This is a genomic window from Bacteroides ndongoniae, from assembly GCF_900108345.1.
Lineage (GTDB): Bacteria > Bacteroidota > Bacteroidia > Bacteroidales > Bacteroidaceae > Bacteroides > Bacteroides ndongoniae.
Window position 1 is genome coordinate 1,824,376 of sequence record NZ_FNVV01000014.1, and the last position, 13,067, is coordinate 1,837,442.

The 13,067-nt window shown below is 49.8% G+C and carries 9 protein-coding genes; 4 read left to right on the forward strand and 5 right to left on the reverse strand.

Annotated elements, in window-relative coordinates; all coding sequences use genetic code 11:
• Positions 1–138 precede the first annotated feature (138 nt).
• The 3 genes from BQ5591_RS18290 to BQ5591_RS18300 all read left to right on the forward strand — a co-directional run bounded on the left by BQ5591_RS18290 (position 139) and on the right by BQ5591_RS18300 (position 3,175).
• Complete coding sequence (locus BQ5591_RS18290) at positions 139–1,791, forward strand: ABC transporter ATP-binding protein (RefSeq protein ID WP_071150427.1); 1,653 nt, start codon at positions 139–141, stop codon at positions 1,789–1,791.
• An 83-nt stretch (positions 1,792–1,874) separates the two neighbouring features.
• The gene (locus BQ5591_RS18295) at positions 1,875–2,732 is read left to right on the forward strand and encodes a hypothetical protein (RefSeq protein WP_071150428.1); all 858 of its coding nucleotides are present in this window, start codon (positions 1,875–1,877) and stop codon (positions 2,730–2,732) included.
• Entirely contained in the window at positions 2,729–3,175 is a 447-nt protein-coding gene (locus tag BQ5591_RS18300; protein ID WP_071150429.1) for a hypothetical protein, read from the forward strand. Before BQ5591_RS18295 ends, BQ5591_RS18300 begins: the two co-directional genes overlap by 4 nt.
• Before the next feature lie 150 nt (positions 3,176–3,325).
• Here the strand turns inward: BQ5591_RS18300 and BQ5591_RS18305 are convergent, their stop codons facing one another.
• The 5 genes from BQ5591_RS18305 to BQ5591_RS18325 all read right to left on the reverse strand — a co-directional run bounded on the left by BQ5591_RS18305 (position 3,326) and on the right by BQ5591_RS18325 (position 11,693).
• Positions 3,326–4,585: a mechanosensitive ion channel family protein gene (locus BQ5591_RS18305; protein ID WP_071150430.1), complete on the reverse strand. Its 1,260-nt coding sequence runs from the start codon at positions 4,583–4,585 to the stop codon at positions 3,326–3,328.
• 28 nt (positions 4,586–4,613) lie between these two features.
• A complete protein-coding gene (locus BQ5591_RS18310; protein WP_071150431.1) occupies positions 4,614–5,618 on the reverse strand; it encodes a DUF4435 domain-containing protein in 1,005 nt (334 codons plus the stop codon).
• Positions 5,619–5,622: 4 nt separating this feature from the next.
• Complete coding sequence (locus tag BQ5591_RS18315) at positions 5,623–6,459, reverse strand: AAA family ATPase (RefSeq protein ID WP_071150826.1); 837 nt, start codon at positions 6,457–6,459, stop codon at positions 5,623–5,625.
• A 280-nt stretch (positions 6,460–6,739) separates the two neighbouring features.
• Complete coding sequence (locus tag BQ5591_RS18320) at positions 6,740–8,296, reverse strand: RagB/SusD family nutrient uptake outer membrane protein (protein ID WP_071150432.1); 1,557 nt, start codon at positions 8,294–8,296, stop codon at positions 6,740–6,742.
• A gap of 133 nt (positions 8,297–8,429) precedes the next feature.
• On the reverse strand, positions 8,430–11,693 hold the full coding sequence (locus BQ5591_RS18325; protein WP_071150433.1) for a SusC/RagA family TonB-linked outer membrane protein: 3,264 nt from the start codon (positions 11,691–11,693) through the stop codon (positions 8,430–8,432).
• Between the two features lie 1,204 nt (positions 11,694–12,897).
• Between BQ5591_RS18325 and BQ5591_RS22065 the strand changes: the two genes are divergently transcribed.
• Complete coding sequence (locus tag BQ5591_RS22065) at positions 12,898–13,020, forward strand: hypothetical protein (protein WP_262483123.1); 123 nt, start codon at positions 12,898–12,900, stop codon at positions 13,018–13,020.
• Positions 13,021–13,067: the final 47 nt, after the last annotated feature.

Below are 13,067 nucleotides of genomic sequence, written 5' to 3' on the forward strand. Positions count from 1 at the left end.
ATATTTTTTCCCAGTTAGGAAAAAATTCCTCCCTAACTAGGCAAAAATCCTCCCCTTCTCCCTCTCTCCATTTTCCCTGTAAAAAAATCCTGCCAAATTTGCATAAACCGCACGGCTGCACTACCTTTGCCCACCGATATGGTAAAGGAAATCATTTCTCTGCTTCCCCCGCAGGCCCGCCGCCGCAGTTGGCGCGTGGCACTGGCCGTACTGGTGCGCGCTGTACTCGACTTTGCAGGTGTGGCCGCACTGATACCGTTGTTGCTGGCTGTATTGCGCCCCGGAGGTTCGCGAGGCGAGATGTTGCTGCTCTGCGGAGCTGTGATGGGCTTTGTGGTGCTGAAGAATGCATTGGTAGTGGCCCTGGCACGGGTGGAAAGCACCTTTCAACTGGAAATATATCGCGACTTCAGCCGGCGTATGTTTGTCAATTACTACCGGCGCGGACTGCTGTTCCTGAAGAGTAAAAGCAGTGTGCAGCTGGGGCACGAGGTGAACTACGTGTGCTACACCTTCTGCCTCTGTGTGCTTGCCCCGCTGTTCCGCATTGTGGGCGATGCTGTGCTCATCCTTTTCATGATGGCTGCCCTCGTGATCTGGGAGCCACTGGCCGGTCTGTTGCTGTGTGCTGCTTTCGTGCCGTTGTCACTGATTTACACGGTAGCCGTGCGCCGTCGTCTGCGCAAGTATGGCCAGGAGGAACTGGAAGCACGCCGCAAGCAGAGCCGTACGGTGGTAGAAGCTTTCCGCGGCTATGCCGAACTGGAGATAGCTCAGGCATTCGGCACCTCGCTTGCCTCGTTCGACCAAGGCATGGACAGCATCGTACACAGCCGTCAGCGCATGGAGCGCTACCAGCTGTTTCCGCAGTTTTTGAGCGAAGCTGCCATCGTAGTGGGTATAGCCCTGCTGATAGGAGCCGGACGTGGTGACCTGAGTATCGTGAGCGGTGTGTTTGCCGTAGCGGCGTTTCGTCTGATTCCTGCCATGCGTAGCATCCTGAACAGTTGGGTGACTCTGCAGAACGCTTCGCACTCGATACAGGTGGTGACCGAAGGACTGACCGAAAGCCAAACGGCTGATGACAGCAGCGAACAGCCCTTTACCTTCAAGCACACACTGGAACTGAAAGACTTGGGATTTGCTTTCCCCGACGGAGAACAGCTGTTCAGTCACCTGAACCTGACCATCCACCGGGGCGAACGCATCGGTATACGCGGCCCCAGCGGATCGGGCAAATCGACACTGTTCAATCTCCTATTGGGTTTCCTGACACCGACCGAAGGCGAAATATTAGTAGACGGACGCCGGCTGACAACTGCCAACCGCAACCGCTGGCACAAACTGGTGGGCTACGTGGCGCAGGAAATCTTCATCGTAGAAGGTTCGCTGCTCGACAACGTTGCCTTGGGACATCCCTCTCCCGACCGTCAGCGAGTGATGGAAGTACTGGAACAAGTACGCCTAAAAGACTGGCTGGAGACGCTTCCGCAAGGACTGGACACACCGCTGGGTGAATATGGCAGTCGCTTGTCGGGCGGACAGAAGCAACGCATCGGCATAGCCCGTGCCTTGTACAAAGAGGCGGAAGTGCTGTTCTTCGACGAAGCCACGTCGGCATTGGACAGCCGCACGGAAAGCGAGATAAACCGCGCACTGGAGGAACTGTCCGAACAGTGCCGCGAACTGACCATGATTATCATTGCCCACAGGGAGACATCGCTGCGGGTGTGCGATAGGATATGGGGCCTCACCCCCGACCCCTCTCCGAATGAGAGGGGAGGAGCGTGATGAAGGTGGATTCAGGGTTTAGAGCTGAGGGTTTAAGCTTGAGGGTATATAGATTTGGAAATGAAAACAATACATATTTAATTATGGAACAAGACTATATGATTGCAGGGTTTCGCCTGCGTATGGAAGGTGAGCCACTGGTGAAGGCTGTGGCTAACATCGGCGGATTCGGTGTATTTGCTATCGACTCGACTGCCGAACCTAATTTCCGCTTCGTATGGAGCGAAGAAAAGGCTCCTGCCTTTACTGCCGAGCTATACCGTAACGATCCGGTACTGACACACAACCGTTTCGGACGTTACGAAAAAGGATATATATTCGAAACAGCTTACATCGGTAGCGATCAGACACTCACAGTCTGGATAGCCGAAGGATCACGTACCGCCTATTTCAGCGGAAACCTCGATGTCAGTCTGCTGCGTTTTGCCTGCTGGATTGCTTTCGGTGTGCTGATTGCTCCCCAGAAGGCTGTGGCTATCCACACCAGCACCATTGTCTTCCACGACAAAGCTGTCATCTTCCTGGGCGAGAGCGGTACCGGAAAGAGCACCCACACCCGCCTGTGGCGCGAAAATATTGAAGGTGCTACACTGCTGAACGACGATAGCCCCATCGTGCGCATACACAACGGAATCCCCTACGTATATGGCAGTCCGTGGAGCGGAAAGACACCGTGCTACAAGACGAACTCGTACGAACTGGTGGGCTGTGTGCGCCTGTCGCAGGCTCCTTACAACGAAATAAAGAAACTGAAGGTGATGCAAGCCTATGCTGCCCTTCACCCCTCGTGCCCGCCCGACTTTGCTTACGACGAGAAACTGTACGACTGTATCAGCCAGATACTGAACGACATACTGGTCAAGGTACCGGTTTACCACCTGGCTTGCCTGCCCAATGCCGAAGCTGCCCACCTGTCGTGTAAAACCATCTTCGGAGTATGAGGAAACTGGTTGTAGCCAACGATTTTCTGGCCGAAGCCGCCGAAGTGCTGCGACAGGGAAAGAGGGTGAAAGTACGCATCGACGGACAAAGCATGTTCCCCTTCATCATCGGCGGGAAAGATGTGGTAGAGATTGATCCACTGCCTGCCGACAGCGAACTGCCTGCCTGGTGCTGCCCTTTCTACCAGTGGGAAGGAAAATACATGGTGCATCGCTACATCGGACGTGAAGGCGACGAATGTCTGATGCTGGGCGACGGCAATCTGTACCGGATAGAGCGTGTGAAGCGTAGCGAGGTACTGGGACTGTTGCGCTACATCTATCGTCCCGACGGCAGTGTGCAGGACTGTACCGACAGCCGATGGCTGAAGCGCGGGGCTTTGTGGTATAAGCTGAAGCCGATCAGAAGGATATTGCTGCCGCTGTTCAGAATAATCAGATAAGCATTTTTCTGAATGTTTAGTTAACAAGTTGACAAGGCTACAGACAACAAAGGAGTATCTGTAGTTTTGTCAACTTGCTTTTTGTCCGAATAAAACCATCTGTAGTTTCGGTATCATCCATGTATGAATCTCCCATAAACGTACGATTCTTTAGTTGCTTTCCGTCAGCCGGCGCAAATCGGCTCCGGAAGGAGACTGGAAGACACGCAAGTCGAATTCGGGAATGATAGCCAACACGTGGTCGAATACATCGGCCTGTACGCCCTCGTAAGGAATCCAATCCTTGATGGTGGAAAAGAAATAAAGTTCGACAGGCAAGCCGTGGTCGGTAGGCTGCAAATGGCGTACCATGCAGTTCAGTTCGGTGTTTACTACAGGGAGACTCTTCAGATAGGCAGTCAGATAAGCACGGAACACACCGAGATTGGTCTGCCGGCGACCGTTTACCAACACTTCGTTGTCGATGCCGTTCTCCTTGTTATATGCTTCGACTACAGCTTCGGTCTGTTCGATGTAGTCTTTCAACAGCTGAATCTTACGATACTTTTCGAGCATTTCGGGAGTACAGAAGCGTACGCTGGTCATGTCGATGTTGATGCTTCGTTTCACCCGTCGCCCGCCGCTCTCGCGCATGCCGCGCCAGTTCTGGAAAGAGTCGCTCACCAGCAGGTAGGGAGGTATGGTAGTGATGGTATTATCAAAATTACGAACCTTTACTGTGTTTAATGTCACCTCGATGACTATGCCGTCGGCACCGTACTTGGGCATGGTAATCCAGTCGCCTACCTTCAGCATGTCGTTGGCCGAAAGTTGCACACCGCTGACAAAGCCCATGATACTGTCCTTGAACACCAGCATCAGAATGGCTGCCGACGCACCCAGACCTGCCAACAGTGAGAAAGGCGATTTACCCAACAGTTCGGCTACCACAATAATGATACCGATGGACCATAAAGATACCTGCAACGTCTGAAGCAAGCCTTTTAGCGGACGGTCGCGCATGGACTCTTTCTCGCTGTATACTGCATAGGCAGCTTTCAGGAAAGAGTTGATAAACAGCAAGAAAGCAAATATAATATAAATGAAGCACAAACGCCGGATGAAACTTAAAGTCACCGAATCGGTTTGTGCAAAAGCGATCGGTATGAACAGATAGATGACAACAGGTGCCACCATGTGGCTCAGGTAGACCATTACGTTACGGTTGAACAGAATATCGTCCCACGTCGCTTTGGTCTTTGCAACCAGGCGGGCAATAGCTCTGAGCAACACCTTACGGCAAATCAGATCAGCAGCAAAAGCCAATATCAGCACCAGGGCAAAAGCGATGAACTGATCCAGCCAGTCGGCCGTCTGCGGATTCATGCCCCAGCTTACCAGCAATTTATCAATATTATTCAGTAAATCCATTTTGTTTAAGTTAAAGGAGTTAGGGAAATCAGAAGGAGGAGGCCGCCAATATCCTTTCCACGTCCTCGCGCATCCACTGGTAGTGCCAGAGTGACTTGTAACCTTCGTTCTTTTTCAACATCAGTTGCACAGCGGCCTGACTGTTCTCGTAACTGGTCAGTTCGTTGCGGAACTGTTCGTCGTGACGTGCCAGCCGCTTGATCTCTTTCTCGCGTTCGCGACGGAGCTGGGTACAAACCGGAGTAAGCAGCCTCATCACGACATTGTCCATAATGTGATGTCCTTGTATATAAAGGTAAGTGGTGTCGGGAGTTACGCCCAAAGGCTCCAGTTCTTCGCGCAACGCATCAACCTGCTCAATGAGTTGCGGAAAACGGGTGCCCAGTTCGCTCAGTTTCTTGTCTACACGTTGCCTCATTTCGTCCAAACAACGGTAAGGCTGGTGTAACGTAACGTCCTGAATGCGTACACACTGGTTGAACTCGTGCATCGGAAATGTTTTGGTATCGTGTTGACGATAAAACCAGATATTCCACAAGAACAGCGGGTAAGCAATGCGTGAATAGCGCTTCAGAAACTCGGGAAAGTCGATCAGCACACGGTCGTTCAGCGTGGCCTGCACACAGACTTCGTGCAAACTCTCGGCATAGCACAGGTAGTTCTCGATGGCATAAACATAGGTTTGCAGCACAAACGGATTTTTATTGATGCGGCGCGACACAGCCGTATTGCCTTGCATCAGGAAGTCGTAATCGCTGTCTACGCAGGCTATCAGGCTCCGACCCAGTTCGTCGGCATTGAGCGTATTGAGCAGCACCATCTTTTTCCCTTTCGACAAAGACGTTTGCGAGGGCAACATCACCTGGAAATAGTGCTCATCGTCCTCGAACTCCGAAAGCAGGGTACGCCAGAAAGCTACATCATCGTAACTTTCGACATAGGCCACAATGCGGCGGCGTTTCTTTTTAGGCGAAAGCCGCGTGGCTGCATCCAGATAGGCGGAAGTCAGATTATGTCGTAACGAAGTAGCCACGGTCTCAACTGTTTTGATGGGTTTCGGTAGATATCTCGCTCACTTCGGTCACGGCATCCAGCCAGCCTTCCATGATGACGGCAGGCGAATGGGTGGTAAGAATCAGCTGTACGTTGGGATTCAGCGCACGGATCATTCCGATGAGTTTCTGTTGCCACTCTACGTGCAACGAAGCTTCGGGCTCGTCCATGAACAGCACACAATGGCTGCCTCCACGCACCAATACCGTCAGCAGGATGACCAGCATCTGTTTCTCGCCGGAAGACAGCTTGTAAGGCAAAAGCCGTTCGCCGTCCTGATAGAACACGATTTCATTGCTTTTACGGTCGATCTTCTTTCGGGTATAGCTGAACAGTTCGTCTATCAGGTCCTGAAACTTACGTTTGGGCACCGACAGGAGGGAAGCCTGGTTGCGCTGCTGCTCGTTGTCACTGCTCAGCAGTTCGATCATCTTATTGCCCACATTTACCTGATAGTCCAGGTAGCGGCGTTGCAGCAGATACAGCTGCCAGTCGAGTTCAGACCTCACATTCGGGTCGGCCATCCGTGCGGTGAAGTCGCCCATGATGAGCGGGCGGTCGTAGCTGCGGATGACGTCGTAGGGGATGTAAGTAGCTTCGGGATTGTCGAAAATGACGCGCACTCCATTCTTTTCGTCCGTCTTCATGGCTCCGGAGGTTTGCTCCAGATAGCCTACCGAACGGTTCAGGATGGTCGTTTTCCCTACACCGTTGATGCCCGAAAGGATATTGACATCGGGACGAAGGTCCCAGGCAATGTCGTAACGGTGCCACAGGCCGTGGATTTCGATACGTCGTATATAGTCAGCAGGTATTTCCATGATATTCTCTGTTTTATTGCAAACAAAGATAGTGAAAGTCGAATACAGAAAAAACAAGCTTGCTCGATTTTTTTACAGAAACGCATCCTAACTTACCTAAAGATAATGAAAGAGATTAATAAAGTTATTAACCTGACAATGATTTTATTGAGAAAAGATGTCCGGATGCCCTATATACAACGAAAGCCGGGAGGCAACGGCCTCCGAAGAAACCGAGCCTCCCGAACAGACTTCAGAGAGAATTGTAGGTAAAGAATATGAATTGGTTAAAGTATAAGATTTATTCGATGTAGCTGTCCAGTGCACCGTTGTAGTCCACTTCTTTGGCCGGATAGACCCACGTCCAGTTGTTGCTGTCTTCGGGCTTCAGAGTTATGGCAAACTGAGCATAGAAGCTGCCTTCGGGATAGGCATGGCGCACTACCGGCTGACGCCAGCGCTTATGGTCGAACCAGTCGAAGCCTTCGCCCCAAAGCTCAATGCGGCGATAAAGTTTCACCTCTTCGAGTAATTGGTCACCGCTTTTGTCGCAGGTGTATTGCGGATTGCGGCCACTGTCCTTTATCAAGGCTTGCAGAAGGGCTTGTGTCTCTTTATCTTTTCCTCCCAGATGACAATTAGCCTCGGCTTCAATAAGATACATCTCTGCCGAACGGAAATGGTTGAGTTGTCCCACTCCGGGCTGACTTGTACAAAGAAACTTGAACTGCATATAGGCAAATATCTGGCTGGTAGAGTAGATTTTGTCGGCATACTCCTTGCGGGCACGTTCCAGCATAGGTCCGCTGGTGGCGCTGCCGTTGGCTGTATTGTAAACATCGCCCTCGCGGGGAGCAAGGAACATGTTACGGCGTACATCGGTTTCGGGGATGCGGTCGTAGAGCTCTTTACTGATGGCACAAGGGTATGCACGGCAAATGCTGGCACTGGAATTACTGCCCTGGAAAGCAAAGAAAGAAAAATAGTAAAGTGTCTGGTCGGGAGCACTATAGCTACTCCATATCCACTCACTGTTGGGGGTGCTGAAGCCGCCGTCCACATAGTCGGCATTGTTCATCAGCGGATAGTCTTTACGGGCCAGTGGAGCATACTTGGCAGCCGAAGCCCAGTCTTCACGCGTCAGAGCAGCACGGGCATAGACAGCATAAGCTACCGCAAGGTCAGGACTATGGTTGTCGCCACGGTCGCGCGTCAGCTTGCTGCGGGTATAAGCGTCGATAGCGGCATCGAGATCGGTGTATATCTGCTGATAAACCTGTGCCAGGGTTGATGCTGGCAGATCGCCGTCGGACGTATCGAGCCTCAATGGTAGTCCACGCGAAGCTCCCTGATTACTGTCGGCCCAGCGGTGGCAATAGAGCTGGCTGAGCATCAGATACGAGTAAGCCCGTATGGTGAGTGCCTGTGCGCGGATAAAGTCGCGTTCGGCATCTGTACCGGCAGCATTGCCTATGTTGACAATGATGCGGTTGGCATTGCCTATCAGCTTATAATAATAGAACCAGGGATAGTAGCAATAGAGCGAAGTACTGCGCTCCATATAGGTAGCGTTGATGATGTCGGCCCAGCCCGTCAGGTTACACTTCTGGAAGTCGTTGCCCGGATAGTTGCCATACCAGGTTTTGATAGTACCTTCGCCGTTGACTCCTTGCTGACCCAGGTACTGTTGGGTCATCATCAGGCAAAGACCGTTAACGGCCATACGGGCATTTTCGGTCGTTTCGAAGACGGTGCCCGTATCGGTAGACGACTGGGGCAACGTGTCGAGGTAGTCGGCCGAACAAGCGGTAAGCAGGGCCGAAGCTACGGATATGCAGAGAATATTTTTCAGTTTCATATCGTATATGTTTTTTATCTGAAGAAGGTTAAGAAGTCAAGCCGGCTGTTTTCAAAAAGCAATAAGAAATTATCAATCAAGGATGTAAAGGCCCGACTCCTTAACTCATCTTCTGTGTAATGAATATACATTATTAAAGTTTCACACTTACTCCTACCGAGAAGATACGCGGCGTTACCAGGTAGTTACCTTGTCCGCCGGAGAACGACTGCTGAGGATTCATACCCTGACGGGCGGTAAAGGTCCAGAGATTTTCACAAGTCACGTTCAACCCTACAGCCTGCAGGCCGATATGATCGACCCAAGCCTGCGGCAAGCGGTAAGACAGGGTCAGATTCTTCACTACCAGATAGTCGGCCGAAGTAAGCCAGCGGGAAGAAACGGCGTTGTTGTCCGAACTCAACATGCTGTTGATCTGCGGTATACCGTCTTTCCGAATACGGTTGGGCGAATTTTCGTCCATGCCTTCGGGCGCTTGTGTCCACGACTTCATGATATCAGAGTGGTAGTTGCTGGGGCTGGTACCGGTGCTCATCAGCGACTGGTAAACGCTATCCATCGTCTTACCTCCCAACGAATAGGTGAAGAGGGCTGAAAGCGTGAGCGACTTGTAGCTGACCGTACCCGTGAAGCTGCCATATACGGTAGGCAGAGCTGAACCGTGAAATTCGCGCTGACCGTAAGTGGTGTTGGTGACATAAGGCACTCCGTTTATCACAGTTACCTTGCTGGTAATGTCAGTACCGGTCTGCTTGTTACCCAGTGTAGTACCGTCGGACAGTTTGACGTAATAGTCCTCCAGATTGGCTTTGTAGAGGGAATTACCGGTCAATTGGTCTACTCCTTCGAATGTATAAGTGTAGAACTCGTAACGGCTGCGCCCTTCCACAATCTTGTATGCACCCGATATGATACCGTCCTTGTTCTGGTCGGGCAGTTTCACAATCTCGTTCTTCAGGAAGGTGGCATTGGCAGCCAGGTTAACGGTCCAGTTCTTGTTACGGAAGACGTCAACATCAGTATTGATCTCAACACCACGGTTGGAGATAGTACCCAGATTGCGCGTCACGGTAGCTTCGGCTGCCGATGAAGAGGTGGCTCCTGCCGAAAGGGGCAGATAAATGTCGAACAATAGGTCTTTGTTTCGCTTGTCAAAGTACTCTACGCTCAGGTTCCAACGGTCGAACAAACGTGTCTCGACAGCCACGCCATAGGCCTCGCCCGTCTCCCACTTCAGGTCGTAAGAGTCGTTCTGGCTCAGGAAAAGGGCTCCTTTGTGAGCATTCTGCGCTACCGAATAAAGGCTCATGTAGCCATAGTAGCCGGCTCCTGCATCGTTACCTACCTGACCGTAGTTGGCACGCAGCTTCAGGTCGTTTACCCAGCGTACGTCTTTCATAAAGTCTTCTTCGCTGATTATCCAGTTGGCTCCCACACTGCCGAAGTTACCCCAACGGTTATCGGGATGGAAGCGTGAGGAACCATCGCGACGGAAGGATACTTCCAGGTTGTAGCGGTCGCGGAAGTTATAGCGGATACGTCCCAGATAACTCTCTGTACGATAATTGTTTTCGTAACCATCGAGACTGGTGATTTCGGTAAAATTACTGTAGTTGGGACGGTCGGGGAATATCTGCGATGTCTTGAAGCCATAAGTATAATCGTAGTTATACGAGAAATTTTCGTGAGCCACCAGCACATCGAACAGATGCGCGCCGAAAAGGTGAGTCCACTTCAGTTGCTGCTGGAAGGTGTAGCTCTTGTAACGATAAGATTTACGCTTGGCACGTCCGTTACTGCCTTTTCCGTTACCGATGATGGCATTATCGTACGAACTGTTTTCCGAATGGTTCAGACTCATGTCCCCTTTTACGGTGAAAGTAAAGTCGCGCAGGAACTTGACATCCATATAGGCGATGCCCTGCAGGGTGTTGCGTACTGTCTGATTCTTGTCCAGCTCGTTTTCCCATACCACATGACGGTCCTGGTACTGATTGCGTGTGGCTATTTCCACATCCTGCTCGTTGGTATAATAACCGGGATCGTACTGGCGCTGACCATTGACCAGGCGGTAGGAGCCGTCAGGGTTGTGCAGATGTACGGGATAGATGGGGGCTATCTGACGGCAATACATAAAGGCGTTTGTAAAAGAGGCACCTTCGTCGCCTGTGGTAATCTTCGAATTCTGATGGCTGCCCGACAGGTTAACACCAGCTTTAAGCCATTCTACCGGATTCAGATTAACCGATACGCGTGCCGAAAGGCGGTCGAAACTTGAATTGCGCACATAGCCTTCTTCGTCCAGATAGCCCAGTGAGAAGTAATAGTCGCTCTTTTCGCCGGCAGCGTTTCCGCTGAACATATACTCCTGACGGTAACCGTTGCGAATGGCTGCTTTATACCAATCAAGGTCGTCGGCATAGCCGGGAAGCATCTGTACGCCTTCGGCCAGACGGCCCGATGCGTCAAACAGTTCCTTATCGGGTTTATTGAAAATATTCAGGTAAAGTTGCTCGCTGATCAGGTTTTCGCTGGCATAGCGTGCTGCTTTGGCCGGATCGTCGCCAGCCGAAATACGTGCATTGCGCAGGTTTTGCCAACTGGCTTCCATAAACTGGCGGACATCGGTGCGGGCATATTCCTTGATGCCCCGCGAGTAAATACCCTGATTGACTTTCAGCTCGAAACTCAGTTTGCCAGCTGTGCCCCGTTTGGTGGTAATCAGAATGACTCCATTCGAAGCACGGTTACCATAGAGGGCGCACGAAGCAGCGTCCTTTAGCACCGAAAGGCTTTCAATATCAGCAGGATTGATGTCGGCAATGCTTCCGCTGAAGGGTACTCCATCCACCACATAGAGGGGCAAACTGGAGCCGTTCACCGTTCCGATGCCTCGGATGCGGATGTCGGGCGTACTGCCCGGTGCGCCGTACGTGCTGTTGATTTGCACTCCCGAAGTGCTTCCTTCGAGTGCCGAAGTGACGCTCGACGTAGGACGCATTTCAATCTGTTTCTGGTCGACGGACGAGATAGCTCCCGTCAGCGACGAACGTTTGGCGGTGCCATAGGCCACGGTGACAAGTACTTCGTCCAGTACTTGCTGATCGCTTTCCAAAACCACTTCTACATACTCACTTACAGGCACTTCGCGCGTCTTCATGCCCACAAACGAAACGACCAGCGTCTGTGCTGATGCAGATACGCCGTCCAACTGAAATTTTCCTTCCACATTGGTAATAGACCCTTGCGAAGTTCCTTTCACCAATACCGAAGCGCCGATTACCGGTTGTCCGTCCTCGGCCGAGGTGACAATACCCGTCACCTGCTTAGTTTGTGCCCGAAGCATTCCCGCTCCCAGGCATACAAACAGGATCAATAACAAAACTCTCTCTTTCATAAAAAATCACATAACGTATAATGGTTAATTAGTATGTTTTCCATGCCCTTGTTTGTCCCTGTTTTACGATGTCTGTAAGTGGTTTGAGCCGTGCAAGTGTCGCTCGTGAGCCGTGCAAGTGTCGCTCGCGAGCCGTACAAGTGTTGTTCGCGAGCCGTGCAAGTGTTGTTCACAAGCCATGTATGCAGTAGCAATTTTCGGTGGCAAAAATAGGGTATAAAGCACAAGACACCAAGGATACTTGATGTACATCAAGCAAGTCGTAAACAATCTAATAATCAATGGTTTAAAATAAAAAACAGATGTACACACCATGTACAAACGCAGTTAAAGACCCGACAAAGCCATTGATATCACCTTCTGCTTATCGACATTTCTCTTCTTTTCAAGATGCCCGGCCAGATTGGAGAATCTACTCTTTTCATTATATAAATATAAAGCCGGATATTCTGCAAATCTCTCTACTGAGAAACTAAAAAGGAGAACAAGGTTCATCACAAATACATTCATCAAAGCATTGAATGGTAACTGTCCAATAACATCGTTTACTCCTGTTACCCCTCCCTAAATTTATAAGTCCAACCAGTTAGGCTATGCAAAGAATATTACTACATTCTTCTTTTTAGCTATCATTCCGATAGAGAGTCTGCAAACAAACGAACTCTTCATCCTATATCCTTACATCCTTTTAGGTATTGGTGTTAATTTGAAGTGTCAATCACATTATATTACCCTTCTTTTTAGTACTTATCCTCACAGATAATGAATACTTTACGTTCTTCTTTACTGGTATCGGAAAGTGGTGTCAGATACAGTTCTGCACTATTTCTATTTCTTTCAGTAAAAATAGAATGCTTTGAATATTAAACACTTACTCATTGGCTCAAATCTATTTTTTCTACAACACACTTACTAGAATCTCTTTCTGCATAATTATATTCTACTGATTATCAACAAAATACCATCGAAACCTATTTAGGAAATAAGTTAGTTACTTTGCAGCCTGAATTATGCACTGTTGTATAGTATGTTAATATGCAGAAATACAGCGAATTAGCACAATATAAACAAATGAAATCCGAAGATAAATCAAACAGTAAAAAGAGGTTGGAATTTACACCTTATTATATATAGCGATTCAGAACGAAAAATAAAACGAAATACTAATAACACTTATTTTACTAACAATTAAAAACAATTAATTATGGAAATGGAAAAGTTTTATGTAGCTCCGGAAGTGGAAGTTCTGGAGGTAGAAATTGAAAGAGGTTTTGCAGGTAGTATAACAGCTCCTGAATCACCACAAGATCCTGGTGCTTTTGAATAAGCCCAACCATTAACTTACTATCAATAGGATTATTAACTATTTAATCA

What these genes read in the sequence shown, in the direction of transcription:
- BQ5591_RS18305 (WP_071150430.1), bottom strand. Translation starts at nt 4,585, where the DNA reads ATGGATTTACTGAATAATATTGATAAATTGCTGGTAAGCTGGGGCATG.
- BQ5591_RS18290 (WP_071150427.1), top strand. Translation starts at nt 139, where the DNA reads ATGGTAAAGGAAATCATTTCTCTGCTTCCCCCGCAGGCCCGCCGCCGC.
- BQ5591_RS18315 (WP_071150826.1), bottom strand. Translation starts at nt 6,459, where the DNA reads ATGGAAATACCTGCTGACTATATACGACGTATCGAAATCCACGGCCTG.
- BQ5591_RS18325 (WP_071150433.1), bottom strand. Translation starts at nt 11,693, where the DNA reads ATGAAAGAGAGAGTTTTGTTATTGATCCTGTTTGTATGCCTGGGAGCG.
- BQ5591_RS18320 (WP_071150432.1), bottom strand. Translation starts at nt 8,296, where the DNA reads ATGAAACTGAAAAATATTCTCTGCATATCCGTAGCTTCGGCCCTGCTT.
- BQ5591_RS18300 (WP_071150429.1), top strand. Translation starts at nt 2,729, where the DNA reads ATGAGGAAACTGGTTGTAGCCAACGATTTTCTGGCCGAAGCCGCCGAA.
- BQ5591_RS22065 (WP_262483123.1), top strand. Translation starts at nt 12,898, where the DNA reads ATGGAAATGGAAAAGTTTTATGTAGCTCCGGAAGTGGAAGTTCTGGAG.
- BQ5591_RS18295 (WP_071150428.1), top strand. Translation starts at nt 1,875, where the DNA reads ATGGAACAAGACTATATGATTGCAGGGTTTCGCCTGCGTATGGAAGGT.